The organism is Dellaglioa sp. CoH-55-MRSF-8, assembly GCF_056782195.1.
This window is the reverse complement of the sequence record NZ_JBXAYH010000001.1, coordinates 297,236-322,199: the sequence shown is the minus strand read 5'-3', so window position 1 is coordinate 322,199 and position 24,964 is coordinate 297,236. Positions and strand designations below refer to the sequence as shown.

27 protein-coding genes are annotated in these 24,964 nt (G+C 36.6%); 5 read left to right on the top strand and 22 right to left on the bottom strand.

The window, feature by feature from the left end; translation table 11 throughout:
• Positions 1 to 117: 117 nt before the first annotated feature.
• Together AC1RPW_RS01520 and AC1RPW_RS01515 are read right to left on the bottom strand one after the other, a co-directional pair.
• Entirely contained in the window at positions 118 to 711 is a 594-nt protein-coding gene (locus tag AC1RPW_RS01520) for a DUF1700 domain-containing protein (RefSeq protein WP_481760896.1), read from the bottom strand.
• 2 nt (positions 712 to 713) lie between these two features.
• A complete protein-coding gene (locus tag AC1RPW_RS01515) occupies positions 714 to 1,019 on the bottom strand; it encodes a PadR family transcriptional regulator (RefSeq protein WP_409021630.1) in 306 nt (101 codons plus the stop codon).
• Positions 1,020 to 1,563: 544 nt separating this feature from the next.
• Here AC1RPW_RS01515 and AC1RPW_RS01510 point away from each other — a divergent pair.
• Positions 1,564 to 1,848 carry a hypothetical protein gene (locus AC1RPW_RS01510; protein WP_481760897.1) on the top strand — a complete coding sequence of 95 codons (285 nt, stop codon included), beginning with the start codon at positions 1,564 to 1,566 and terminating at the stop codon, positions 1,846 to 1,848.
• Between the two features lie 75 nt (positions 1,849 to 1,923).
• On the opposite strand, the gene AC1RPW_RS01505 is transcribed toward AC1RPW_RS01510, so the two are convergent.
• The 3 genes from AC1RPW_RS01505 to AC1RPW_RS01495 all read right to left on the bottom strand — a co-directional run bounded on the left by AC1RPW_RS01505 (position 1,924) and on the right by AC1RPW_RS01495 (position 5,069).
• Positions 1,924 to 3,066 carry a low temperature requirement protein A gene (locus tag AC1RPW_RS01505; RefSeq protein WP_481760898.1) on the bottom strand — a complete coding sequence of 381 codons (1,143 nt, stop codon included), beginning with the start codon at positions 3,064 to 3,066 and terminating at the stop codon, positions 1,924 to 1,926.
• Between the two features lie 233 nt (positions 3,067 to 3,299).
• Positions 3,300 to 3,590: a hypothetical protein gene (locus tag AC1RPW_RS01500; RefSeq protein WP_481760899.1), complete on the bottom strand. Its 291-nt coding sequence runs from the start codon at positions 3,588 to 3,590 to the stop codon at positions 3,300 to 3,302.
• Positions 3,591 to 3,749: 159 nt separating this feature from the next.
• Positions 3,750 to 5,069: a replication-associated recombination protein A gene (locus tag AC1RPW_RS01495; RefSeq protein ID WP_481760900.1), complete on the bottom strand. Its 1,320-nt coding sequence runs from the start codon at positions 5,067 to 5,069 to the stop codon at positions 3,750 to 3,752.
• Positions 5,070 to 5,163: 94 nt separating this feature from the next.
• On the opposite strand from AC1RPW_RS01495, the gene AC1RPW_RS01490 reads away from it, so the two are divergent.
• The gene (locus AC1RPW_RS01490) at positions 5,164 to 5,982 is read left to right on the top strand and encodes a MerR family transcriptional regulator (protein ID WP_481760901.1); all 819 of its coding nucleotides are present in this window, start codon (positions 5,164 to 5,166) and stop codon (positions 5,980 to 5,982) included.
• Between the two features lie 134 nt (positions 5,983 to 6,116).
• Here the strand turns inward: AC1RPW_RS01490 and AC1RPW_RS01485 are convergent, their stop codons facing one another.
• The 16 genes from AC1RPW_RS01485 to AC1RPW_RS01410 all read right to left on the bottom strand — a co-directional run bounded on the left by AC1RPW_RS01485 (position 6,117) and on the right by AC1RPW_RS01410 (position 21,650).
• The gene (locus AC1RPW_RS01485) at positions 6,117 to 7,067 is read right to left on the bottom strand and encodes a zinc-binding dehydrogenase (protein WP_481760902.1); all 951 of its coding nucleotides are present in this window, start codon (positions 7,065 to 7,067) and stop codon (positions 6,117 to 6,119) included.
• Between the two features lie 198 nt (positions 7,068 to 7,265).
• Positions 7,266 to 7,616: a YisL family protein gene (locus AC1RPW_RS01480; protein ID WP_409021639.1), complete on the bottom strand. Its 351-nt coding sequence runs from the start codon at positions 7,614 to 7,616 to the stop codon at positions 7,266 to 7,268.
• A gap of 210 nt (positions 7,617 to 7,826) precedes the next feature.
• Positions 7,827 to 9,053: a tyrosine-type recombinase/integrase gene (locus AC1RPW_RS01475; RefSeq protein ID WP_481760903.1), complete on the bottom strand. Its 1,227-nt coding sequence runs from the start codon at positions 9,051 to 9,053 to the stop codon at positions 7,827 to 7,829.
• Positions 9,040 to 9,252 carry a DUF3173 domain-containing protein gene (locus AC1RPW_RS01470; protein WP_003599276.1) on the bottom strand — a complete coding sequence of 71 codons (213 nt, stop codon included), beginning with the start codon at positions 9,250 to 9,252 and terminating at the stop codon, positions 9,040 to 9,042. The genes AC1RPW_RS01475 and AC1RPW_RS01470 overlap by 14 nt, the downstream gene beginning before the upstream one ends.
• A complete protein-coding gene (locus AC1RPW_RS01465; protein ID WP_481760904.1) occupies positions 9,253 to 10,125 on the bottom strand; it encodes a rolling circle replication-associated protein in 873 nt (290 codons plus the stop codon).
• A 25-nt stretch (positions 10,126 to 10,150) separates the two neighbouring features.
• A complete protein-coding gene (locus AC1RPW_RS01460; protein WP_481760905.1) occupies positions 10,151 to 11,626 on the bottom strand; it encodes an FtsK/SpoIIIE domain-containing protein in 1,476 nt (491 codons plus the stop codon).
• The gene (locus AC1RPW_RS01455; RefSeq protein ID WP_481760906.1) at positions 11,598 to 11,792 is read right to left on the bottom strand and encodes a hypothetical protein; all 195 of its coding nucleotides are present in this window, start codon (positions 11,790 to 11,792) and stop codon (positions 11,598 to 11,600) included. Before AC1RPW_RS01455 ends, AC1RPW_RS01460 begins: the two co-directional genes overlap by 29 nt.
• A gap of 8 nt (positions 11,793 to 11,800) precedes the next feature.
• Positions 11,801 to 12,190, bottom strand: coding sequence for a hypothetical protein (locus tag AC1RPW_RS01450; RefSeq protein WP_481760907.1), 390 nt, complete (start codon positions 12,188 to 12,190; stop codon positions 11,801 to 11,803).
• 211 nt (positions 12,191 to 12,401) lie between these two features.
• Positions 12,402 to 13,184 carry a hypothetical protein gene (locus AC1RPW_RS01445; RefSeq protein ID WP_481760908.1) on the bottom strand — a complete coding sequence of 261 codons (783 nt, stop codon included), beginning with the start codon at positions 13,182 to 13,184 and terminating at the stop codon, positions 12,402 to 12,404.
• A 15-nt stretch (positions 13,185 to 13,199) separates the two neighbouring features.
• The gene (locus tag AC1RPW_RS01440) at positions 13,200 to 14,291 is read right to left on the bottom strand and encodes a GmrSD restriction endonuclease domain-containing protein (RefSeq protein WP_003588255.1); all 1,092 of its coding nucleotides are present in this window, start codon (positions 14,289 to 14,291) and stop codon (positions 13,200 to 13,202) included.
• A complete protein-coding gene (locus AC1RPW_RS01435) occupies positions 14,281 to 15,243 on the bottom strand; it encodes an adenine-specific methyltransferase EcoRI family protein (protein WP_481760909.1) in 963 nt (320 codons plus the stop codon). Before AC1RPW_RS01435 ends, AC1RPW_RS01440 begins: the two co-directional genes overlap by 11 nt.
• Positions 15,244 to 15,260: 17 nt before the next feature.
• Positions 15,261 to 16,172, bottom strand: coding sequence for an abortive infection family protein (locus tag AC1RPW_RS01430; protein WP_481760910.1), 912 nt, complete (start codon positions 16,170 to 16,172; stop codon positions 15,261 to 15,263).
• Between the two features lie 297 nt (positions 16,173 to 16,469).
• Complete coding sequence (gene guaA, locus AC1RPW_RS01425) at positions 16,470 to 18,011, bottom strand: glutamine-hydrolyzing GMP synthase (protein WP_481761138.1); 1,542 nt, start codon at positions 18,009 to 18,011, stop codon at positions 16,470 to 16,472.
• 133 nt (positions 18,012 to 18,144) lie between these two features.
• Complete coding sequence (gene coaA / locus AC1RPW_RS01420; protein ID WP_481760911.1) at positions 18,145 to 19,065, bottom strand: type I pantothenate kinase; 921 nt, start codon at positions 19,063 to 19,065, stop codon at positions 18,145 to 18,147.
• Positions 19,066 to 19,127: 62 nt separating this feature from the next.
• On the bottom strand, positions 19,128 to 21,419 hold the full coding sequence (gene helD / locus AC1RPW_RS01415) for an RNA polymerase recycling motor HelD (RefSeq protein WP_481760912.1): 2,292 nt from the start codon (positions 21,417 to 21,419) through the stop codon (positions 19,128 to 19,130).
• 87 nt (positions 21,420 to 21,506) lie between these two features.
• Positions 21,507 to 21,650 carry a hypothetical protein gene (locus AC1RPW_RS01410; protein WP_481760913.1) on the bottom strand — a complete coding sequence of 48 codons (144 nt, stop codon included), beginning with the start codon at positions 21,648 to 21,650 and terminating at the stop codon, positions 21,507 to 21,509.
• A gap of 178 nt (positions 21,651 to 21,828) precedes the next feature.
• On the opposite strand from AC1RPW_RS01410, the gene AC1RPW_RS01405 reads away from it, so the two are divergent.
• Together AC1RPW_RS01405 and AC1RPW_RS01400 are read left to right on the top strand one after the other, a co-directional pair.
• Positions 21,829 to 22,488 (top strand): VTT domain-containing protein, encoded by a 660-nt coding sequence (locus tag AC1RPW_RS01405; RefSeq protein WP_481760914.1) that lies wholly within the window; start codon positions 21,829 to 21,831, stop codon positions 22,486 to 22,488.
• 71 nt (positions 22,489 to 22,559) lie between these two features.
• Positions 22,560 to 23,222: a histidine phosphatase family protein gene (locus AC1RPW_RS01400; protein ID WP_481760915.1), complete on the top strand. Its 663-nt coding sequence runs from the start codon at positions 22,560 to 22,562 to the stop codon at positions 23,220 to 23,222.
• Between the two features lie 46 nt (positions 23,223 to 23,268).
• Here AC1RPW_RS01400 and AC1RPW_RS01395 read toward each other — a convergent pair whose 3' ends face one another.
• The gene (locus AC1RPW_RS01395) at positions 23,269 to 24,000 is read right to left on the bottom strand and encodes a deoxynucleoside kinase (protein WP_481760916.1); all 732 of its coding nucleotides are present in this window, start codon (positions 23,998 to 24,000) and stop codon (positions 23,269 to 23,271) included.
• A 268-nt stretch (positions 24,001 to 24,268) separates the two neighbouring features.
• Between AC1RPW_RS01395 and AC1RPW_RS01390 the strand changes: the two genes are divergently transcribed.
• The gene (locus AC1RPW_RS01390) at positions 24,269 to 24,952 is read left to right on the top strand and encodes a histidine phosphatase family protein (protein ID WP_481760917.1); all 684 of its coding nucleotides are present in this window, start codon (positions 24,269 to 24,271) and stop codon (positions 24,950 to 24,952) included.
• The last annotated feature ends 12 nt before the right edge of the window (positions 24,953 to 24,964 follow it).

The window sequence follows — 24,964 nt, the reverse complement described above, 5'->3', positions numbered from 1 at the left end:
TTAAATACTGACAAATCAAAACCTGATAATGCGTAACTAGTAAACATGACTATAGCGCCAAACCAGATCAGAAATAAACTAATTTTCAACCAATTACGTCTTATATATTCAATCATTTTAAGCGACCTCCTTCAATTGTCTTCTGAATAAACGAATTAACCAGCGTGTCAGACTAATCGAATATTTAATTAAATATTTCGTTGAATACCAGGTCATTGCGATGAATAAAATACCAACACCTACAATTACAAAACTTACCCCAAATTGCATCAATCCAACGTTAAAACCTTGATTAAACATATCAAATGGCGATAGTCCTAAACTAATCACGCCACTGATAATAAATGAGGTAGCGATTACGCCTGCAATCATTGGTACTAACCATATTAAAAAATAAACTGTGGCAATTAGAATAGCAGCCGTCAGCAATAGCGGTCCCCATACAGGTGCTCCTAGGATAAGTAAAATGACAATCAAAACGATTATTGGTGTCGATAACTTTTTTTGTATTTTTGGTCGGTCATTTTGAATCAAACGTATCGCAATTTGACTTGGATTTTCTAAACTTAGAATAATATCTGTCACAGATTCGCCCGCTTCTAAACGGTCATCAATCATCTCGTCATAATAATCAAGTGTATTATCAATGTCTGCCGCTTGATAATGTTTAAGTTCTTCTTCTAGCTCTACAATAAATTTTCTCTTACTCATCGTTACACTCCCTTTATGTAATCGTAAACGTTTATTACCTGTTGCCAATCATCTAAAAATTCTTGAATATCTACTAATCCCGCCTCAGTTATGTGATAATATTTTCGCAATCGACCATTGTGTTCAACACTGTAACTCTCAATAGCGCCTTGTTTTTCTAGTCGTTTCAAAATGGGATAAAGAGTTGAATCTGAAAGTTCAATCACGCTTGAGGTGTCTTTAATAATTTGGTAACCATAAGAATCTGATGTCCTCAGCGTCGCTAACACGCAAAATTCTAATAACCCTTTTTTCATCTGTATATTCATCAACTCACTCCTTTCAAAATCAATACTATACGTTACATAGTATAATGTCAAACGATATATTATTTTATCCAAAAAAATCGACAATGTCAGTAAGACAACATTGTCGATTAAGTGGATTATTAATAATAGCTTTACTCTGTAGAACTGCCAAAAAGTTCATTGTAAGGCTATTTATTTTTTGCTTTAAAGTATTGTACAATTGGTCTCAATAAGAATATGCCTAACAGATAAATCCTAACATCATAAAAAATCGAACTGACTAAACTATCTTTAATAAAGAATGACAAGATTATTAAACATAAAGATAGGCTACCAAGAACAGAAAGGGTTTCATTCATATAATCTTTATATTTTTTCATTTTCATATCCTAACTAAAGCTATTATTTTTTTCAAATTGATAATAACACCTCGTTTTATCTTTGTCTATTTTAAACGATCTTATCAATTTAACCAGTAAGAAGACAGATAAGATTACATCAAATTAATTTTGTAGTATATTAAAATAAATATTAATTCATATCATTATGAAGGGTGGTCCTATCAATGAAAAAAATATTTAAAACTGATAACAATCAAGTGAAGTGGCTAATGAGAATCGGTATCGCACTCTGTATATTGGGCCCATGGATTGCCTTTTTAAATGGAATTGTCGGCTTATCTTTAGCTGGTTTAGGACTTTCTGCTGTTACAGATTCTATTCTCAACTTACCCTTCTTTCAGAAAAATTTTTTTTACTGCTTATTATCAATCCTTTTAATGCTATTGGTTGCTATCATCATTCTCATTTATATCCTTCTAATCATACTGCTACTAAATATACAATTTTAATCATAAACACTGTAAAAATGATTCTTCAATTAAAAAACTAGCTGATAAACCCAAATTAGGTTTATCAGCTAGTTTTCAGTTTTTAATGTCATAACTTTGATTCTGTTTCGTTCGTTTAATCATATAGTGTACATACATTGCAGAGTTCGCAATGGTCACTAATACCGTTATACTCACAATTTCTGGAAAATTGTTAAATATTAAGCTTAATATTACACCCACTATAGTTGTCGTTGTAAAGAATCCAATGACCACATTACCCAATCGTAAGTATTTTTTATTATACGGACTGGTTAAGAATAACCCTAAATAAAATAACGATATACCTAAATATAGACATAGTACTGAAAAGTTTTTAGGTATTTCGATTTCACTAATAAAACCTAACGAAATAGTGACTAAACTTAAGCCAAACAAGACAAAGTAATGAATATAAATTAATCGAATACCTGTTTCACCCGAACGATTTTCATCAATATAATGATCCATTTGAGTAATATAGGTCATAAAAAGTGCACCGATAATCATGAATATTAAAATTGAATAAAAATTAAATGTTTTAACGGTGAAATACGAGGCAATACCGAGAATACTTTCTCCAAATGTAATAATTGTTAATAGTGTTAGACGCTCTAATATATGTGGAAAATTAAGTGGGTGGAGTTTCAAAACTGAACCACCAAGAGCTGGTAATATCCAACTCACTGCAATACCCAGCAAGAATACCGCAATGCCTATGTTTAGTGGCAAAAAGGAGCCAATAAATACGAGTAATGTTCTTGTTGCAACAATCAACATCATTAGTTTAGCAATTTTTTTATCATCCTTTTTAGCAGCTGTCAGGTATACCGTGCCATATTGAACAACTAATACTGTGGATAATAGCCCTGTTGCAATTGCAAATGGTTGGAACCAATTATGGATATCCCCCTCAAAAGCATTGGACATATAAAGTAAAATTGCCATATCAATCATAAAAAGAATAATATCAGTCATCGAGTTTTTTCTATATCGATTAATAAAAACACTCTTAATCATCCATGTGTTAATAAAAACGACCATTACCACTGAAAAGATAATAAATGCACTAATCATACTTGATGTGCTTACTTGAAAATGATGAAGTAAATCCGTAGCTTGTGAAATTGCGTATGCAAAGACTAAATCATAAAATAATTCAGGTAATTCAACTTTCTTTTTTCTGACTTGTTCTACCATTTTAATTCCCTCGTTTTTTTAAAATTAATGAGTTAGATTACTCTACAAATCGTTTAAATACTACTAAAGACATTTTATTATAGCACCTTTTTCCAATTTATCTGAACTATATGAATAGCTAAATAAAAGAACCATCTGGATAAGCACTTTTAGAGAAGCAACTATCTAGATGGCCCTTTATTAATTTTGTAGATACAATTAATAAACGATTATATTTTAAAAGAATCTCTTAATTAATAAGAATCTTTGCCGTTCCTATAAATATCATTACCATCATAGATCTTATCGTTCACTTTAAAATGATTATCCACTTTAATGACAATGTCATTCCCAATCCAATAATTTTTTGGCGTCAATTTTAAAAATCCAAGTTTATTCTTTGCTCCCGATTTGAAACTTTCCATCTCACTTTTATTTATCTCACTCCGTACATACTTAGTCACGCCATCTTGAAATTTAATCACTAAAAATAAATTTGGTAACATGCCGACTTCGTTTATGCTAGGTATCCCATTGTTAGCCATTAGTATGCCTCCTCTTTACTAATCGTTTTTCTCGTATCCACTTTCGTTGTAAGACGCTTAAGTAATACATTCAACCTATATAAAAAAACAAAGTACTGATTACTCAGTACTTTGTCTACGTCTGAAGTATTCTCATCTCAAAAATACTTTCTATTTATTCTATCCATTTATTTGGTGCCATGCTTTTATTTGGGCTAAACGCTCTTTAAAACGTCGTTCCTTACCTTCGCTGGTTGGTTTATAATATCGATGTCCTGCTACGGAAGGTGGCATGGTACTCATAGTCGTTAACTTATCTTTGGCATAATGAGCTAATTCGTACCCTTTACCGTACCCTAGATCTTTCATTAATTTGGTAGGCGCATTACGTATTTGTAATGGTACGGGATCATTGGCCGTGGTTTTAACATCTTTAGCTGCAGCTAATCTTGCCTTATAAACGGCATTTGATTTAGGTGCCAGAGACAAGTAGGTTACTGCTTCCACTAAGTGAACATCACATTCAGGCATACCAATGAATTGGCATGCCTGAAAAACATTAATTGTCACATTGAGTGCATTCGTATCTGCTAACCCGATATCTTCACTTGCAAATCGAACAAGTCGCCGTGCTATATATATCGGGTCTTCTCCGCCTTCTAGCATTCGGGACAGCCAATAAATAGCAGCATCGACATCACTATTACGCATCGATTTGTGCAAAGCTGAAATTATATTATAGTGTTCTTCCCCATTTTTATCATAACGGACAAATCTTTTATTAATCAATTGGCTTAAATTATCCATCGTCACCGTAACGATATTATCAGCTTTTTCACCATTCAGAACTGCCATTTCCAAGGTATTTAATGCCATTCTGGCATCACCATCTGCAAAATTAGCAATCGCTTGAATTTCATCAGAACTAATGTGGATTGTTTGTTCTTCAAATCCGTCCGGGTTGCTGAGCGCGTTTTCGATTAATACAACAATATCTGCCTGTTTAAGCGCATGCAGTACAAATACTTTACACCGGGATAATAACGCTGAATTCACTTCAAAAGACGGATTTTCAGTTGTAGCACCGATTAAAGTAATACTACCTCTTTCAACATAAGGCAAAAATGCATCTTGTTGTGCTTTATTAAAGCGATGTATTTCATCGACGAAAACAATGGTTTTTTGACCAATTTCACAATCTAACTCCGCTTGTTTCATAATTTTTTTTATCTTACTAATACTACTATCAACTGCACTAAAGCTTAAAAAATTAGATTCAGTTTTACTTGCTATAATTTCGGCTAAAGTTGTTTTACCAACACCAGGTGGACCCCAAAAAATCATTGAAGGAACTTGATCACTTTCAATAATTTCTCGTAATATTTTGTTAGGGCCAAGTAGATTCTGTTGACCAACAAATTCTTCTAATTTTCGTGGTCGAACTCGACTGGCTAATGGTGAATTTTGAGGTTGATTAGAGAAAAGAGATTCCTGTTTCATTGATCAAACCACCTTTCTTTTAAGTCTGAATTTTTTCATGTTATACTTAATCATACACTGTACCGTTACGTTACAGACAATAAAGGAGCCTTATATGTTAAAAATAAGTGAGATGGCCAAATTAGCTAACACAACTCGCCGTACATTAATCTTTTATGACCAAGAAAATATTTTTAAACCTGCCCAAAAAAACGAATCTGGTTATCGTTATTATGATTATGACCAATTATACGATTTGCTATTTATACTTGGTTTACGTAGTTTAGATATTTCAGTAGCTGATATCAAGGAAATTAAAATCCATTCAAAAGGCGTACCAACACCTCAATTACTGAATGCTCAAGGTAAAATTGATAAAAAGATTGACGAATTAGTTAAAATTAAAAATGTTATCAACAAAAAAATTGAAGAACAATCTGTTACTAAGGACACTACCCTATATCAGCCCAAGATAGAAAACCGAATGAAAACAATTTTTTGGTGTTCTCGTCAATCCGTAGGTTGTACTGAGGAAGAAGTCGCTCAATTATTTTCAGAATTCTATAAACAATTAGACGCATTAGCTGTTATGGATACAACACAATCTGGATTTTTTACAACATTGGCTGTTGATAATCCAATCGGTTACGCTGAAGCGTCTTTTAGAGTTATCAAAGAAAAACTTACAGATGATCATGACGTTTTTATCCCAATCATGGAAAAACATGCAGGTAATTACGCATGTATTTTAGTGGAAAACAATGAAGCTGGTATCCATCAAGGATTAACTAAACTAAAATCATTCTGTCAAAAAAATAAGTTAAAAACCGCAGACTATTTATGGCAGCTTAATTCTGGCGACACCCTTATTAAAACTGGTTCCTCAAAATACGGCTGGCTTGAGTTTGCCATTTTGAATGAAAAGATTGAATAGACAAGAAAAAAAATTAGGCAACCTTCCTCCGGTTTAATACCGAAGACAAGTTACCTAAAGATGTGAAGTGAACCCAAATATTGGAAACTTAGAAACTACTTTTTTAGATTAGTTAAATAATTCAATCTGACACTCTAGTCGTTAGTAACAATAACCTGTCCGATTGGACGGTCTTTTTCCATCAAATAGCGATGAGCGTCTTGAATATCATCTAGTTTAAAAACTTTAGAAATCGGAAAGTGAAACTGTTTTTCATTAATAATATTAAACAACTCATTAACCATAGAACTATCAACATTAGATGAATCAAAAACTGTCGCGTACTTATTCGCCAAGTTGATGAACGGGTCAAAGTCTTTCCATAACCATTCCCCACTCAATTGACCAACTAACGTGTAAAACCCTCCTGTTTTAAGATGTGCTAAGGAATCCTCTACAGTTGTAGTACCTACCACGTCAATTATCACATCAAATTTGTTACTTGTTTCAATATGATTATCTTGATCTAATATGACTTCATTAGCTCCTAAAGTATATAGCAACTCTTTACGGTTGTTTTGCCTTGTTGTACTAGATACAGAAAGTCCAAATCCCTTTCCTAACAATAACGCAGCCATTCCAACTCCAGTAGTTCCACCACGAATTAATAAAGATTGACCTTCCTTAAATCGTGTTGCTTTTAAAGCCCCAAAAGCAGTATAGAAAGTTTCAGGATAACTGGCTAACTCTATCCAAGTTCCATTGAATGTTACAGGATAAATGATATTATCAGGAACTAAAGCATATTCTTGATAACTACCATCAAATTCACGCCCAAGGCCACCCATAAAAATTACGACCTTTTGTCCTTTTTCTAAGTTACTTTCCTGTGAAGGCTCATAGACCTCACCAACAGCTTCAACACCTATTACTCTCGGAAATTTAACTGAAGGTGATCCACCTTCTCTAGTTAGCACCTCATAACGGTGTACTGGAAAAGCATGAATCTTTATAACTGTTTTATTTTGAGTTGGATTTGGAATTGAGCGTTCGACAATTTCCAGTACTTCTGGGCCACCTGATTTTTTTACAACAACTGATTTCATAATAATTAACCCCCATTAAGTATTTTTTATACATTTACAATATACATAAATATATACTATCTTGTTACGTCACAGTCAAGTTAGAGTGCTCAGCAAATAGAATTATATCGATTAAATGCATTTTATTTAAATTGTTTAAAATAAAAACACCGCATAATACTTAGATTTTCGCCTAAATATTATGTAGTATTTTATTGTCTAAATAAAAGGTCTTCCACCTGCGAGCATTAATCCTAAAACACCCACACATAGGCAACAGATGCCTACCGCGTAGATGATACTTTTATTTAATTGCTTTTTATTTTTTCGTGCAAAGGTCATTTCAGTTAGTCCAATAAATATTAAGGCAACAACTAATTTAATGGCCGTTAAAATTGGATTTCCTTGCCATGCGTACCCTAGCAACATAATACCACTAGCAATTGAAATCAAATATCCCAGTCTCGTAATCATTTGATAAATTTTTGTATTAGTATTTGTAAAAATTGTGAGCGCCACTAGAACCGCTATCACAACCCAAGTAATCAAATGTATCCATAACCAAATCATAGTTAATCTCCTTTTATATCAATCTTACTGTTAGCTTATCATTATCCATCATTAAATCAAGGATTCAAAATTATTTAAACGATTGTGATTACTTTCATGCAAAAAAAATAATCCTTATACTAAAGGATTATCATTTTTAAGCTTATTCCCATTCAATTATAACGGTCGATTACAATCGTTGTTACAACGGCATTTATGCCAGTTTATTATTCATTGGCGGAGCTGCGGCGGAGCAACAGTCTGATTACCATTAAACTTCACCTTAGATTCCTTTGGTGCTGCATAGGTTATATGACCTGACATCATCTGTGCTAGTTCCTTATCTGCACCAACATACATGTGCGCATAGTGCCTTAACGTAATTTCCGGGGATGAGTGCCCCAGCCGTTTAGACAGAACAAGCACTGATACATTGAACTCATTAATCAAGTAACTAGCATGACTATGCCGAAGTCCTTTCCCTTGTATCGGGTGAACATTGGCCAACTTGGCGTACCGATGGATTATCCGCATGAGCGTTGATTTCAGCATCGGGCTTCCGTCATAGCTAAAGACAAAATCATCCTGCTTACCAAAACCATTCTGAGTTTGACGTTTTTTCCAAACACGGAGCACCTTCAAAGTATCCCGATCTATGGAGATAGTTCTCAAACCGCTATCAGTTTTAGTGTAGTCATGCCGTTCCCAATTTTGTTTGGTCTTGATTACCAGCATGTGAGTAACGCGTAATTGTGCATGCGTGAAGTCCACGTCCGCCCATTGTAGCGCCATCCCCTCATTAACACGAACACCCGTCATAAAGTAAACATACAGCATGACAAAGTTCAGGTGTTCGTAGTAGTCGCTAGTACAAATCTGGTTTAGTACAGCTTGAAACTCACTCTTAGTCCAATACGGCACCGTAGCACGTCCCTTAGGTATCGCCTTAACACGCTTTGACACATTACTAGGTAAGTAATTCATCTCAACCGCAAAATCCAGCGATTTACGAAACATACCAAAGACCAAACTTGCATAGCTCTGTGAGTAACCAGCATCTGTAAGCAGCCAGTTCCTAAAGCCCTGAACCTGCCTAACATCTAGCTTTCGTAATTCTATATCTCCAAATTTTTGTACGAAGACGTTTAATGAAGTCTTACGCGTTTCAAACGTTTCTTTTTGTACGCTAGCTTGGTATGCAGGAATATACGATTTTCGCATGTACACGCCATAGGTTAACGCATAGACGGTATGGCCGCTCTCGCGATCAAATTCTGCTTTCAGTCGTACAACTTCCCTGTGCGCAGCAGTCGCTGACTTGAACAACTGGCCATCCGCGTCTTTTTGACTCTTTTTCCGGATTCTTTTTCCGGTACTTTCATCCACCCCCAACTGTATATCATAGTAGTAGCGGCCATTTTGGCCACTGTATACACCAGCGAACTTAGTCTTTGGCATCGTCTGCATCCTTTCGAATGGATGCTCCAATAATTGCCTCAACCGCTGCAACCGGTACCCGACCTAGGCGCCGATTGGTATAAAACTCATATCCTTGTTGTACCATGCTCCGCTTTGCTTGTCTAATTAATTCAGCAGCAGTATTCTCACGATAACCAAGCGATATCAGGTCTTTCTTCGTAACCGTGTTGTTTTCCATTCAAGGGCCTCCTCCATTCCCAAAATCGACCGTATTTTTTAGTTTCCAGACGGTCTTTATATCGTTGTCCTGCGCTAACTTGCCATCGCTCGTAATATCAATCTGGTAAATTGCTACATCTGTTTCCAGCGCACTATCTGGGCTGTCCAAGTGCCCAACAACAAAATTCGGTCTAAAAATTGCGAAATAACTTTCATCTAGATCCCAGTAATCCACAGTCGGCTGCTTTAGTCCATGGCTCACAAAGTACCGTGGTTGATGATATGCGTGCGGTATTTGTAGAAGTTCTTTAGTTATATATTTGGTAATATAGTTAGCTGCCTTACGCTTGTCGGCAATATGGCTTACCGTACTAAAACCCTTTTCCCAGCTATCTGCATTGTATATCTGCAATCCCTTTTTCTTAATTAGCCGCTGACTCTTGGGGTAACGTGCAGGCGTTAAAGGTGGGGCAAGTCCGCCAGTAACGCCATGAAAATGAATTCTACCCGATGAAGGATGAAGTTCAGGAATAAATAGGTAGTCAAACCTACCGAACTTTTCGCGCTGATACTTCAACCAAGCACGCAGCCGCCTTCGTGCATACTCATAGTTCTTTGCATTCACCTTCGAGTCATCAAACGTAAGCGTCCAAAACAAATTGAACGAATTTGCCTCTAGATAGTATTTCACCTTTCTCTTAATCCTAAATGCCTGCTGCACGAGTTGGGTTTCATCACTATATGACACATTTATAGGCATATTCGACTCTGGATTTTTCAATAATTTTGGAGATTTGTGAACCCTTGGCACGCCATATTTCACAATTTCGATATGATCTTCAAATGTAATAACTTTGGCGTTGTACTCATACTCACCGCTATTCTTGCTCATTTTTTCAGCTTATCTTGCCTGTATGTCAAGTAACAGGCAAGTCCTCGCTGGCAGTCGCAGCTTGTGGCGTTCCGCCACCGCCACGCCTACCAGCAAGCATTGTAAGTGTTGCTTTAAACGGCAGTTTATCTTCATCATATTTTGGCGGTAAAAATGCTTTTGGCCCATCCCAATTCAAACCATCCAGCCAAATGACACCACCAAATTCTTTTGCATCAATTAACGGTAAATCATGGTGACTCTCTCCAAACACCTCCTGAGCTTGCTGAGGCGACGTTCTACCTAAGCTGATCCGCATCCCTAGCGAACTCCTGGCCTCTGTTGGGAGCGCAGACGCAGGCATCATTTGCCCCGCTACAATAACCGAGATAGAACTCTGCCGTCCCTTTGTAATCAAGGACAACAGTTTGGCGTTGAATTGGGGATATAGTTTGTCGGCTGTTTTCCTCTGCTGATCCTCAGCCTTCATGTTTGCAACCAGCGACAGTAGCTCATCGACAACAAGGAGAATCGTACCCTGATGAAATTTTTCGCAATGCGTAATATCCCGCTCATCATCGGGATCTGCATTTAGCTCCTTGTATCGCTGATCCATGATTTTGCACAATTCGTCAACGAGCTGAATTGCCTCTTCCGTATTCATGGCAACCTTACCAATACGCTTCATCGACTGACCCAAGAACGCTGCCTTACCATCGATCGTATACACGACATTATCGGGATTATTTACCAAGAAGGATATAATCAGGCCCTTTAGCAAACTAGTTTTCCCCGTTCCTGTTGGACCGACTATCAACCCCATCGGCTGTTTAGATGTTAGCGACATTCTGCCAGTCAATTGAATATTGATCTTTTCGCTTGTCTGCAACGCGTCCAAACGGTTGATTGTAATTCGCTCATCCTTATTGTGAGTTAGGTTAATTTCGATAATGCCGTTTCCAGACTTCTTATCACGAATTTCCCAGTAAGCTGTCGTCTCCTTGGTGAGGAATGCAACCAGGCGGCGTCCAATATCCGCTTCGAAATCCGAGCTGACACGGCCACCCGTTAGTAGCGTGATCTTAACTTCATCATTCGAGACCACATATCCCCATCTTACGTATGCGACATGGCCAGTCACGCCTTGCTTAATCAAATTAACGTTTTCCGAAAATTGCCAAAGCAAACGTTCCATCTTCCAACGTTCAACTGGCGAATATCTACTGTGGAGATATCTCCAAGCCCCAGCAAGAGACACAACTACTCCAAGTAGTCCAAGCATCAGGATAATTGGCCATAGATCTAATTCCGATTTTTGGCCAATTATTTTAGCCCACGTCCACTTAGCGCAGCTCCAGAGAATGATTAGCACTGTAACACATGCCCAGACCTTAAACAATAATCTTGACCGTACCTGCTTGCGTTGATCAACCTCATCAATGGATTCATAGATGCTCAGCTTCGCAGTATGCGTAGAGACTGGCAAAAATCTGCTAATTGTTTCCCTTGCGTTTTTTATCATTCAAGAACTCCTCTTCAAAGTCTCCTACTTGCTGGCCGGTAAAAATTCTGTACGCAGCTGCAATCAAAGACTCAATTCTTTTAACATCGAATGCGTCACGGTTCGTGAGACAATATTGAGCTTCATTCAAGTACGCCCAAACAGATAGCTTCTTTTTTTCACTCATACCTACGCCTACTTCCCATCGCTAATATTCATAACAAGCTTCACGTCACGCCAGCCACTAGTACGCCCCGCGCTCCACTTAAGCATTACCTTGGCGTCTTTCAATTCAATCTCTGTGCCCAAAAGTTCTGCCTCAGAAATTTCCAGCAGATCCTTCTCATCCCCAACAAGTTCCAGTGCATACGTCTTTAAGTCCTCTACCCCGTCGCCAGATTTCTCCAATGTTTTGGCAAGTTCAGCATCTACTATGTGGCATACTACCTTTGCGACCGATCCGTTGATTGGATCACCGTTATCTGCGTAGCGCGGACTTTTTGATACCGATACCACGCGAGCTGCTTTTGGCTTCTCAACGTTGCTAATTTCAACTTCTGAAAGTTTGACCTTGGCTAGTTTCATGCATTTCTCCTTTTCTGGATAAACATCCAACACAGTTTTAATAGACTAACTTTTATCAAAGGCCTTTGATTGACTACATCTTATCTTCAATTACGCCCAATATATATATCAGGCTTCGCCAATGTCTTGACACCCGAAAAACCGGGTATTGACGTATCGGAAAAGATGTGTATCAAAAAAGGCGAAGTTTTTAAAACTTCGCCCTAAGTGACTATTTTGATATTTGTTGGAGAAACCGATTCATTATCAGCGGTGTTACCCGATAATCAACAAATCTTTTTAATGGTTCACCAAGTTGCTTAAGTTCGAGAACCTCACCTAACCCTTCTCTCGAGACACCGCCAGAATCAATCTTATCTATTAGTGGGATTCCTGCGGCAATGCTTTCGTTATCAGCACTACTTTCGAAGTCAATTACTGTCGCTATTTTCGTTTCTTGATTCCGAACTCTTGTGAATTTGTCCCACTCATTCAGCAAGTCGCTTTTTATTCCTTCATATATTTGTTGAATCGTATTGTTCGGAATCCTAAGAGGCTGTGTCTGCTTTATATCATTAATAAGGCTACCTAGTCGGTTATTTTGGAATTGCGCTTCATTACACACTGACTCAAATACATTAGGCAGATAGTTTCTAATTTCATAATTAGACCCCCAAATGCACTCATACACATCCTTAAAATTCAAGGTATCTACAAATCGTAGATAGTACTTGGAAGAAGGCACTAGATAAGGATTCTGACGCGTATCCAATCGGGGAATAGGTGCGGTTATGGAGTCAACCATCGAATAACTTACTTCGTGTTGGTAACTTGGAGCCTCATTATACTCTTTTGCATTCTTGAACCCAGCAGTTTGATATTTGGATACGCCCTGCTCCTTCATACGCCGCTTGAGTCTTTCTGAAAACACCCTGTAGATAAACCAGACCGTATCTCCATATTCGCCGAATGCTTTTTCCCTCGCGGCTACAGTGCTCATATCTATTCGTACCATATTAGCTCCTTGGCATTATACTCCGGATTTTTTTCGATTGTCGTCTTTGCACAGCATTTGCAAATTGGAGAGTACTGTATGCCCACCTTGAGACCAAGGAGTAATATGATCGCCCTCCATCTCGTCGTACTCAAAATGCTTGCCGCATACCGGACAGATTCCATTCTGTTTTGCGTATGCTGCTCGCTTGTCCTTAGGCTTAAATGCCCGAATTGATAATACGCGCTCTGGCCCGCCAAGCACGTACTCAAATATCCCCTTCTGCTTGGTAACATCCTCGTCCTCTATCAGCTCGCTAACTCTAGCTTCGAGCGTAGCCGGATTATACGTATTCTCATGATAAGTATCGTATAGAAACCCCCATTCAATCCCCTTCATCAGCTTACGATAGTTAGGAAAAATAGAGGTTGTCCAATTAATTACGTTTTGAAAGTATAGCCACAGTTCGATTGCCGTTTCATCGTGCTGGTGCTGCGCCATGTACTCCTCAAGCTCAATATCCTGTTTCGACGAGATCCACTTGAGTGTGGTTTCCAAAAAGTCTTGTCGAATAGCAGAACCATTTAAATAGTCGCCGCCAATCTGATATGCGGGACACTGTGATTTCGAAAAGTACTTCTTGGCATCTGTCAACCATGGCCCCGTATAGATTGCATTTCTAAGTTCTTGTGCAGTAAGCTGTTCCCCAACAGTATTGATCACTTTGAACCAATCCAATTTTTCTCGATCTGTACCAGTACAAATATAAACCGTCAGAGGATAGTCCAATATTTGCTGCTGTTCTTCCTGTGTGAGCGTGTGAAAGTACTGGAAATTGATGGAGTAATCACCCTGTACAAATTGACATATTGAGATTGTTCGCTGCTGTCCATCTAAAATTTCATAGTGTCCATCTTCTGCAACAACCCAATACATAACATTCAGTGGGAACCCCTTGCGGACGGTATTAATAACTTCATCACGTTGCTTAGGTTTGTAGACGAATTCACGCTGAAAGGCCGGACGAATATTTAATTTTCCGTCATATCCATATACACCATCTTCATCGGAATCTACATATCCGTTTACGATTTGGCTTACTGGAATATCCTTTTTCTCAATTTGCATGCGTTTGGCCTCCCTTGTTGCGAATTAACACTCTCTTGTACATTGATTTAACGGTGCCATCTTTTTTAGTCAACAAAAGCCCTGAACTTTTTACATCAACAATTTCAAACTGATCTGGATTGTACCGCGTCATGTAAGTAATTGGCACACCAATGACACCAAAGTAGTCACAAGGAATATCCGCAACACGGGATACCTCAATGGCATCATAGTTATCATATTTTGGATATATCTCTGGAGAATAGTTCTTGAAGATTGTCAGCTTTTCGTGACGTTGTGTCGTATCTAAGTTGGTATACCAGCAAATGTTTCCCATTCTCCGCCATTTTTGTCCATTTTCATCAATCTTGAAATCCGTTTTCTTCGCCTCATAGCTTTCAGGTACCTTAAACCAAAAGTGTCCAGAATTGTACCCTAGCCAAATTTCGTTGGCCATAATTAAAGGCAGTACCTCTTTATAGGTAATTGCGTTGAGATTACCAATCACTAGGAATGTTTTGTGAAAAGCTCTTAACTGTGCGATGTAATCAGTAAATAGACTGAAAGGGGGATTGGTTACGACAATATCGGCTTCTTTAAGTAACTGAATTGCTTCCGGACTTCGAAAATCGCCATCTCCAGTTAGTGGTGTTTCAACGTAATCCGGTAAAAATGCAAGTTGTCCAATCTTGTCATCTTGTCTAATTATTTCCAATTTATAACTGGGTTTGTCGGATTCATAGTGCGTAGATATTAGTTTTTTTAGGCCTAACATGTAAAAGTTAATCTGAAAGTATTTCCAGAAATTACTGATGGCTGGATCATCACAATTACAAAACACAACCTTATCCTTGAAATACTCACGATAATGGCGTAGCTCGTTTTCAATCATTGAAATATTAGTATAAAACTCATCTGTTTTTCCAGCACGTGATACATGAAGGTTACTGTTTGTTTGCTTTTTCACGTTCATTACTCCAATTTATTATTTTATCTCTGTACATGTCTGTCATTGACTCTGAGATAGTAGGTAGCCAGACTAACAGACGTATTGAGTAGTAGTTCCGCCTCTGCTGCCTGAATTTTTACTCGTTCATTGCTAGCATGTGCATCGCCATCTTTATTGCGCATTTCTGCGATTAAATCGGTGATTCCATTTAAGTGACTAATCATTTTCGTAATACGTGGATTCCACTCCCGAGAAGGTCTCATTCCCAATGTTTTAACCACCAAATTACGATATTGACCAATATCGCCATTACGCTTACACTTTACGTCGTTATCGGACAATATTTGAAGAAACACCTCTTCGATAAGTGTTCTAGCCTTTGTAACTACGCTGTCAAAATCATTATCCTGCAAGTCATCTTGTCCCTGCGCCAACAACTCTGAAATGTATCCTGAATTGATCCTCTTGATCGGCACGAGGACTTTTACATTCTCATCTGCTGCGATAATTTCCCACGAATTACCACTAGATACGAGTTTTAAGTTGCTGTAGAGAAGAATGGCGTTTATCTCTCTGATTACGCGCTGCTTAATTGCGTCTGCTACAATCAGGATGTCCTTAGATTCATCACCAGTAAGGCCTTCCAGAATAAAGTTATCAATTTCCTTCAGTTGCGAAAACTGACTTCCAGAAAGATACTCATTAATCACCGGTCGCAACTGTGCTGGTGAAAATAGAAACGATAATAAAGAAGCCGTTCGATCATTTGCATGAGTTGCACTGATTATCGAACTCATTCGGCGTAATCTGTTTGAACCTTCTGGATTTGGAGAACCAAATCTGGATCCCAGAGCGTCAAGATCTGCATTTGTTCGGTAAGTTATCCACGGTCGGTCAATCAAGAAAGTTGTAATATCTGTGTTTTCCAGTAATTCAAAATTTTCTGACTCCAATGCCTTTCCCCCCACAGTATTAATAACTTATTTAATTATATATCCTAAGCCCATAAATACCAAGCACTCTACTGTGTATTCTCGCAAGTTCATTTTTCCGCCAGACTAAAAAAGGCCACCAGAACCAAGTAAGTTCTAGCAGTCTTAAATGAGTTTTCGATTGATTGTCCACCATAATTAGGCGGAGTTTCGGCGGAGCACCATATTTTTTTGGCGGAGTTGGCGGAGTTTGAGCTGCCTTGAGCAAATCCAAAATGCCTCTGTATCACTCTTTCTAGCTCAAATTGGCCTACATCGCTATTCCCATTCGATTGTTGAAGGCGGCTTGCTCGTAATATCATACACGATGCGGTTAACATGTGCGACTTCGTTTACAATACGGACTGAGATTTTTTGTAAGACATCCCAAGGGATTCTAGCAAAATCAGCAGTCATACCATCAATTGAAGTAACACCACGGATACCAACTGTGTAGTCATAAGTACGTCCATCGCCCATCACACCAACACTTCTAATGCCCGGTAAGACAGTAAAGTATTGCCAGATTTCACGATCAAGACCAGCATTTTTAATTTCTTCACGTAAAATTAAATCACTATCTCTAACGATTGTTAATTTTTCTTCAGTAATTTCACCAAGAACACGAATTCCAAGACCAGGGCCTGGGAATGGTTGACGCCATACTAATTCTTCACTCATACCCATTTTTTCGCCAAGTTCACGAACTTCATCTTTGAATAATGTTCGCAATGGTTCGATTAAGCTAAATTGCATATCATCAGGAAGGCCACCAACATTATGATGAGATTTAATTGTTTGGGCAGTATCTGTCCCAGATTCAATCACATCAGTGTAAAGTGTTCCTTGAGCCAAGAAGTCAATTCCTTTTAACTTAGTAGCTTCATCATCAAAGACACGGATGAATTCATTACCAATTGTTTTACGTTTCGTTTCAGGATCAGAAATTCCTTCTAATTTACCTAAGAAACGTTCTTGAGCATCAACTTTAATGATATTCAAGCCAAATTTACCGCCAAGCATTTCCATAACTTGATCAGCTTCATTTTTACGAAGTAAACCATGATCAACGAAAATACTTGTTAGTTGGTTACCAATTGCTTTGTGCAATAAAACACCAACAACTGAAGAATCAACCCCACCTGATAAACCAAGAAGGACTTTTTTATCACCAACAGTTTCGCGGATTTTAGCAATTTGTAAATCAATAAAATCAGCCATTGACCAGTTACTTTCAGCTTCACAAACATCAAATGCGAAACGACGTAAAATGTCATCCCCAAATTCAGTGTTGCGAACTTCAGTATGGAATTGAAGGCCATAGAATTTCTTATCAAGATTTTGCATTGCAGAAATAGGACAGTTAACAGAAGTTGCAACTGATGTAAAACCATCAGGAACTTCTGTTACTAAGTCACCATGACTCATCCAAACTGTTTGTTCAGCTGGTAATCCTTTGAATAAAGTTCCTTCTGGATTAGTAACCTCAATTTCAGCCTTACCATATTCTTTGTTATCTGCACTTTCAACTTTACCACCTGGCATTGTATATGCCATTAGTTGCATACCGTAACAGATACCTAAGATAGGAATACCTAATTCAAAGATTTCAGGATCTACTCTGAGTGCATCTTCATCATAAACACTATTTGGGCCACCAGAAAAAATGATACCTTTAGGGGCAATCTCTTTTATTTCGGCTGCACTAATCTTGTGTGATAACAATTCAGAATAAATTCCGAATTCACGTACACGACGAGTAATTAATTGATTATATTGACTACCAAAATCAAGAACGATAATTTTGTCGAAATCTTGCATGCTAACGTTGGCCAAAAATAGTCACCTCTTCATATTTTTTAGTTTCTTATTACGTCTATTCTACTGATTGAAACCCACTTGGTCAATCGTTTGATTTAATTTTCATGAAAATCTGTGAAAATATCTCTATTTTCTAATATTTGCGTAAATAAACGGTATTAATTCGATGCTCATCTGTCTTCTCTAAAATAAGATCAGCACGATTTCTGGTTGGTAAAATGAACTCTTGTAAGTTCTTTAAATTCACGGTTTTCCAGACATTACGTGCCAACTTAAATGCTTCATCGTGGTTACCAATCGCATAATCATAATAGTAATTTCCAGGTTTCTGAAAAGAGGTGTTCAAAAGAACACCAAAACGTTCCAAATACCATTTTTCAATTAAGTCAGCATCAGCATCAACATAAATTGAATAATCAAAGAAATCACTAACATACAATTGTTGGTTACTTGGTAATTGTAAAACATTAATCCCTTCAACAATCAAAATATCTGGTTGATTAATTGTTTGTACCATTCCAGGTACAATATCATAACTATCATGTGAATATACTGGTGCTTCAGTTTTCAGACCACTTTTCACGTCGTTTAAAAATAGAATTAGTTTTTCCATGTCATAACTTTCTGGAAAACCTTTACGGTCCAAGATATTCTGGTGAATTAGTGTTTCATTAGGATATAAAAAGCCATCCGTTGTAATTGCTTGAACCTTTTTTGTTGGGTATAACGCTGTGAGTAATAATTGCAACAAACGTGCCGTTGTACTTTTACCCACTGCAACACTACCCGTAATTCCAATCACAAAAGGCCATTTTTGATCTTTAATTCCTAGAAAATCTGCTTTTTTTGATTGCAAATCTTGCTTACCCAACAATGTCATATTTAATAAATGAACCAATGGCATGTAAATTTCCTGCACATCTTGAACTGATATCTTATCATTAACAGATTGAATTTCATTCAATTTTTGTTGTGACAAATCAATCTGTTTCGTTTTATAAAAGCCACGCCATTCATCCCTTGGAATTTTATAATAATTCATTTGTTTATCCATTTTAACAATCCTCTAATAAAAATGACCTATCAGTTTCCGCAATAGGTCATTTCTTCCATAGCTTATTTTAAACTATATAAACTTTTTGAAACATGGTCAAATAATGGTGATAATTCTTTTTCAGCATAAACAGTTAGTCGATGCATTGCTCTTGAACAAATCGTATAAACTAATTGACGCTCGTCTTCTTCATGATAGTTAATCTTTGAAGCGCCCCACATAACAACCGCATCAAATTCCAAACCTTTAGCTAGGAAAGCTGGCACAATAATCGTTCCATCGGCCAAACGTTGATTTTCCGTTTTAATCAATGTAACTGGCACGCCCTCGGCTTGTAATTGTTCATACAATTCTGTACATTCAGCTAATGATTTAGCGATGATTGCCGTTGTTAGATGATCATCCACATTTTGTTGTACTTGTTTTTCTAAATCGTGAACTAATTTATCAGAATTATTATCCACAGTCATTGTGGGTAAGTCACCTTGTCGGTTAAATGACGTCACTGATTCACCATTTATCAACACTTCTTTTGTGAAATCTGTGATTTGTTGTGTTGAACGATATGATTTCGTCAATTGCACGACTTTGGTTTTATCAGCTGGGAATAAATGTCCCAATTCTGATAGTAAACTCTTACTATTTTCTTTTGTGAAAATAGCCTGGTTTAAATCACCAAGCAGTGTAAACTTAGCTCTTGGGAACCCTTCCTTCAAGAAAGCTAATTGAAATGCCGTGTAGTCTTGAATTTCATCAATAAAGACGTAACGGACATCTGTTTCACCATGCTTACCCGTCATACGATCAAATAAGTATAAGTATGGCGTAACGTCATGCATCGATATTTGACGATTTTTTAAACGTGACACAACTTCAGCCACATCTGCTTGCCATTCTTCTACAGTAACATTATAGTCACTCAAATTAAGATACTTAGGCACATTGTGTAAAAAGTTCACATATTGTGAACTGATATTTAAGAATCGATTGCGCACAATTGCTCTGTGCACACTTGTAAATTGGCGCATAACTAAAGTACGCGTTAAGAAACGCATTTCTTTATCACCGCTTGCAAATTCGCGGTCTTGGTCTCCATACAAATCATTCAATTGTTCTTTAGACATATCTTGAATTGCTTTTTCAACCCATTCTAACTTAGCCTCAGCTTCAATTCGACGATTCAATAATTTAACTAATGATTCACGTGTTGCTTCTAATCTTGTCCGTAAATGATAATTTTCATTATATTTATAGTAGATACCTTTTATTTTATCTTTTGAAATAAAGACTTCATTATTGAATTTAATATCTCTGAACTTCATGTCTGCTTGTTCCAAATGTTCTGAATAAGCAGTTGAGGCATTAAAGAATGCCAAACTATTTTTCAGAACTTGAATACGTTTTTTAGCAGGCGCATTGTCTTCTTCAAAGCGTTCTTGTAACGTTTCAACTTGCATATTTGGTAAACGTCTTGATGCATATTGGAAATAAGTCATTTGAACCATATTTTGTTCACCAAGTTCTGGCAACACTTGATCAATATAATCATTAAATAATTGATTAGGTGAGAATAAAACAACTTGACTAGCTGTTAAATTACCGCGGTAACGGTACAGCAAGTAAGCCACACGTTGTAATACAGCTGAGGTTTTACCCGAACCAGCTGCACCTTGAACAAATAATAATTCAGCTTTTACATCTCGAATAATTTGATTTTGTTCCTTCTGAATCGTCGTTACGATACTCTTCATCTTTGTATCAGCAGAATCATTCAAGACGTCTAATAACATCTGATCACCAACAGCTTCATCAGTATCAAATATCGTTTCAATTTGGCCATCTTCAATTACGAATTGACGTTTCAATGAAACATCTACTGTTTGATCACCATCAGGAGTTTGGTAAGTGACATCACCTAGTCCGCCATCGTAATAAACACTCGATATGGGTGCACGCCAATCATAAACCATAAAGTGTTCAGGTCGATCAGCAAAAGAGCCCAAGCCAATATAGATTGTTTCTTTTTTATTAGTTCCTTCTTGAATGTTTAAACGTGCAAAATAAGGTTTCTTTTCTAATTTCTTTAAAATGTCTAAACGAGAAGTTGCGTTTTTCCAACTCGTTTCACGTTCAGCTAATAACTGTTGTTGCTGACGAACAGACATTGCTGTATCAATCATTCCAGTGTATGTTGTCGTATTGATATGAACATCACTTGTAAATTCGCCATTAATCGATCGTGCTTCACTTTCAGCGTACTTTATTTCATTTTGACGTTTAACTTCAGCATCTTTTATTTTAACAATAACATCATCAAGATGTGCTTGTTCTTCGATTTTAATTTCATCAGCCATTTCTCAATACCCCACTTTACATGATTTTATTAGGCCTAATAGTGTATCATTTTTTTATAATCAACTCAAATAGGCAACTAATTGAACTTATTTCTTATTTGGTAGGAATTGGTCAACTACGATTCCAACAGCTAATCCAATTAATGTTGCGACAGCAATTTTACTTATCACAATCCCAATAATTAGACCAATTAAAGTTGTCATTCCTGCAATTAAAGTGTGTCTAGTCATATTGACCTCCAAAAATTTAATATATCTAGTATACCAGTATCGAAACCTGTTTAACACTGGTGACCTCTTATAGTGAGACAAATCTTAATAAAAGCTAAATATCAGTTAAAATAATAGCCTTTTTTTTAATTTCAGTTTAATATAATGAGTAAGACTAAAACGATTGGAGGGCCTGACAATGTTCGAACAAGCTTGGTTTTTCTTCACCCATTTCGAAAATTATTTAGGACCTCTTTTCCAGACTTTAGGTAACTGGAGTTACTTAATTCTTTTTGTACTTATCTTTGCCGAAACAGGTCTTGTTGTTTTTCCTTTTCTACCTGGTGAGTCGCTACTCTTTTTCACTAGTTCCATTGCCGCCTACTCAACAGATACCATTGATATTCGGGTATTAGTCCCAATATTCTTTTTTGCCGCACTCTCTGGAGATGCCGTGAATTTTGAAATTGGTCGACATTTAAATAAATTACCTTTCTTTAAAAAAAGAATCCCCCCTGAAAAGATGGAAATCGCCAAAAGTTTTTTCAAAAAACATGGTGCAAAAACAGTCGTATTTGGACGCTTTATCCCATTAATTAGAACTTTTGTGCCACTTATTTCTGGTACTATTCAAATGAATTACAGACATTTTAGTATTTTCAACTTAATTGGCGTCTCACTTTGGGTAGCCATTGGAAGTGGCGTCGGTTACTACTTCGGCGCAATTCCATTTGTTAAGGATCATTTTTCTATTATTTTCCTTTCAATTGCCGGGATAGCATTACTTCCAGTGGTCTTAGCTGGGTTAGTACAACTTACGAAATTTTTACTTAGAAAAAAACTTGATGCTAAATTCTAGGATAAGCTTTTTAGAATAATCGTTTTCTTTAGCGTATAATGGGGCTATCACATAAACTTCAGGAGGTTCTCATGCCATTTACAGTCTATCTCGTTCGCCATGGTCAAACCATTTTCAATAAATATAATCGGATGCAAGGTTGGTCCGATTCACCACTTACAGAAAAAGGCATTAACGACGGCCACACTACTGGAAAAAAATTATCACAAATTCAGTTTGCTAATGCATACAGTAGTGATACAACCCGCGCAAATCGTACAGCTAACTACATTTTATCTGAAAATGAAAACTCTTCAGATTTAATTGTTACAACATCTGAGTTTCTTAGAGAGCAAGGCTATGGTTACTATGAAGGTGCCGATTCTTCTCAAGCTTGGTTTGTTGTTGGTAAGCCACATGGCGCTGCTAATTTCACTGAGATTTTGCAAAAATTTTCAATTGAAGAGGCACGTGACTTCTTCAAAGAAATCGATCCTTTCCATGATGCTGAAGACGATGCCGATTTTTGGGCACGTCGTAATAAAGGTTTTGATTTATTGCGTAAAGATGCTAAAGATGGCGATAACGTTTTAGTTGTCAGTCATGGGACAACAATCAGAAGTATCGTTTCTCATTTTGCACCCGAAATTGATATTACAATGAGCCCTAAAAACGGTAGTGTAACTAAGTTAATCGTTGATGACAATTCAGTTAAAGTTGAATATTTCAATCATCACGATGATGATAAAATCTAAATAAAAAAGGAGTAACCAATTTTTAAAATTGGTTACTCCTTTTAGTTTAAATTGATTTACGTTGTGTCTTGTAATCGATAACTTCTTTTTCAGATAAATTACCTAATTCTTGTAATTTATCTTCAATAATATTTAAAACAATATTACGATCAGCTTCATTTTCAACAAAATCGTATTTATCGCCATCAATAACTAAAAATTCAGAAACGTCATATTCTTTTTCCCAATCTTCATAATAGCGAAGTAATGTTTTATAGTATTCAACCAATGAGTGGTCAGTTTCAATTTGTTCATAATCACGGCCACGTTTTTGAATACGATTAACCATTGTTTCATAAGAAACTTTAATCATAACCATCAAATCGGGTGATTTTTTATGTGCAGCATAAGGTAACTCTTCAAGCATATTTTCTAATAAATCTTGATAGATGTTATATTCAACAGTTGTGGCATTACCCATTTCTGTATTCATCTTCATAAAAATAGCATCTTCATAAATTGAACGATCAAGAACATTATTATCTTCTTGCATTGCTGCTTTAATCATTCTGAAACGACGATTCAAAAAGAAAGTTTGTAATAAGTAAGCGTAGGGATTTGTTGCTTCCTTATCCCCTGCTTCACGTTTTTTTGCAGCGATTTCGTTACCTTTGTAAAATAAAGGTAATACCGGGTTATCTGTAACAGGTTCGTAAAAAGCCTCTACCCCAAGTTCTTCAGATAAAATTTTTGTCATACTAGATTTTCCTGAACCAATAATACCAGCCAACGTAATCAAAATAATAAACACTCCTTCTTGAATAGTTAATACAATTTATGCAGTTAAAACAATTAGATTTAGACTTGTAATTAATATCTCATTCGGTATCATCTTACTAGTAGTCATAAATAATCTCATATTTTAATTCTCCGTTTATTTAGTATACATTGGATTAAATAAAATAAAAGTCTTTTCTTTTTCTAAAATTAATGCATTAAGTGAGACTATTCATCAAAAACCAGACAGCTCTAAGTACCTTTTTTATTTACAAATTAAATATTTATTTATGAAAGGATTTCATATGTCATTTACCGTTTATATGGTTCGTCATGGCCAAACTTTTTTTAACTCTTTCCAGAGAATGCAAGGCTGGTGTGACTCTCCACTTACAGATAAGGGAATCAACGATGCCACCCATTCAGGAAAACTTTTACGCGATAAATCATTTAATGCCATTTATCGAAGTGACACAATGCGTACAAAAAAAACACTAAGCCATATTTTAAGTGAAACGAATGTTGAAGAAAATGCACAGTTAACACCAATTGAAACAGCACTTTTTAGAGAAGAATATTATGGCTCATTTGAAGGCCAAGATACTGCAGCTGTTATGCAAACAGTTGGTACACCTTTTAATTGTCAAACCTTCAATGATATTCTTGAAAAATATTCCATCGAAGACTCACGTGATTTCATAAAAAGTGCTGACCCTTTTAATTTAGCTGAAAATGACCAAGAATTTTGGAATCGCTATGATCATGCTTTTGATTTTTTACGCACTAACCAAAATAATAATGACAACGTTCTATTAGTTGGTCACGGGACAGCAATTAGAAGTATCGTTTCACGATACGCACCTAATATTGATATATCATCTAGTCCTAAAAATGGTAGCGTCACTAAATTAATCGTTCATCACGATACAATTGAAGTTAGCTATTATGGTAATTTTGGCGAACAACCCATCTAAATAAAGAGAGGT

Bases quoted from the DNA above. Each gene is read 5' to 3' on its own strand.
- AC1RPW_RS01470 (WP_003599276.1), bottom strand. From the start codon at position 9,252: ATGGAAAACAACACGGTTACGAAGAAAGACCTGATATCGCTTGGTTAT.
- AC1RPW_RS01445 (WP_481760908.1), bottom strand. From the start codon at position 13,184: ATGGTACGAATAGATATGAGCACTGTAGCCGCGAGGGAAAAAGCATTC.
- AC1RPW_RS01480 (WP_409021639.1), bottom strand. From the start codon at position 7,616: ATGATTTGGTTATGGATACATTTGATTACTTGGGTTGTGATAGCGGTT.
- AC1RPW_RS01485 (WP_481760902.1), bottom strand. From the start codon at position 7,067: ATGAAATCAGTTGTTGTAAAAAAATCAGGTGGCCCAGAAGTACTGGAA.
- AC1RPW_RS01465 (WP_481760904.1), bottom strand. From the start codon at position 10,125: ATGAGCAAGAATAGCGGTGAGTATGAGTACAACGCCAAAGTTATTACA.
- AC1RPW_RS01410 (WP_481760913.1), bottom strand. From the start codon at position 21,650: ATGACTAGACACACTTTAATTGCAGGAATGACAACTTTAATTGGTCTA.
- AC1RPW_RS01450 (WP_481760907.1), bottom strand. From the start codon at position 12,190: ATGAAACTAGCCAAGGTCAAACTTTCAGAAGTTGAAATTAGCAACGTT.
- AC1RPW_RS01435 (WP_481760909.1), bottom strand. From the start codon at position 15,243: ATGAACGTGAAAAAGCAAACAAACAGTAACCTTCATGTATCACGTGCT.
- AC1RPW_RS01490 (WP_481760901.1), top strand. From the start codon at position 5,164: ATGTTAAAAATAAGTGAGATGGCCAAATTAGCTAACACAACTCGCCGT.
- coaA (WP_481760911.1), bottom strand. From the start codon at position 19,065: ATGGATAAACAAATGAATTATTATAAAATTCCAAGGGATGAATGGCGT.
- AC1RPW_RS01390 (WP_481760917.1), top strand. From the start codon at position 24,269: ATGAAAGGATTTCATATGTCATTTACCGTTTATATGGTTCGTCATGGC.
- AC1RPW_RS01495 (WP_481760900.1), bottom strand. From the start codon at position 5,069: ATGAAACAGGAATCTCTTTTCTCTAATCAACCTCAAAATTCACCATTA.
- AC1RPW_RS01500 (WP_481760899.1), bottom strand. From the start codon at position 3,590: ATGGCTAACAATGGGATACCTAGCATAAACGAAGTCGGCATGTTACCA.
- AC1RPW_RS01455 (WP_481760906.1), bottom strand. From the start codon at position 11,792: ATGAGTGAAAAAAAGAAGCTATCTGTTTGGGCGTACTTGAATGAAGCT.
- AC1RPW_RS01475 (WP_481760903.1), bottom strand. From the start codon at position 9,053: ATGCCAAAGACTAAGTTCGCTGGTGTATACAGTGGCCAAAATGGCCGC.
- AC1RPW_RS01400 (WP_481760915.1), top strand. From the start codon at position 22,560: ATGCCATTTACAGTCTATCTCGTTCGCCATGGTCAAACCATTTTCAAT.
- AC1RPW_RS01510 (WP_481760897.1), top strand. From the start codon at position 1,564: ATGAAAAAAATATTTAAAACTGATAACAATCAAGTGAAGTGGCTAATG.
- AC1RPW_RS01515 (WP_409021630.1), bottom strand. From the start codon at position 1,019: ATGAATATACAGATGAAAAAAGGGTTATTAGAATTTTGCGTGTTAGCG.
- AC1RPW_RS01405 (WP_481760914.1), top strand. From the start codon at position 21,829: ATGTTCGAACAAGCTTGGTTTTTCTTCACCCATTTCGAAAATTATTTA.
- AC1RPW_RS01520 (WP_481760896.1), bottom strand. From the start codon at position 711: ATGAGTAAGAGAAAATTTATTGTAGAGCTAGAAGAAGAACTTAAACAT.
- AC1RPW_RS01460 (WP_481760905.1), bottom strand. From the start codon at position 11,626: ATGATAAAAAACGCAAGGGAAACAATTAGCAGATTTTTGCCAGTCTCT.
- AC1RPW_RS01440 (WP_003588255.1), bottom strand. From the start codon at position 14,291: ATGCAAATTGAGAAAAAGGATATTCCAGTAAGCCAAATCGTAAACGGA.
- AC1RPW_RS01505 (WP_481760898.1), bottom strand. From the start codon at position 3,066: ATGGTAGAACAAGTCAGAAAAAAGAAAGTTGAATTACCTGAATTATTT.
- guaA (WP_481761138.1), bottom strand. From the start codon at position 18,011: ATGCAAGATTTCGACAAAATTATCGTTCTTGATTTTGGTAGTCAATAT.
- helD (WP_481760912.1), bottom strand. From the start codon at position 21,419: ATGGCTGATGAAATTAAAATCGAAGAACAAGCACATCTTGATGATGTT.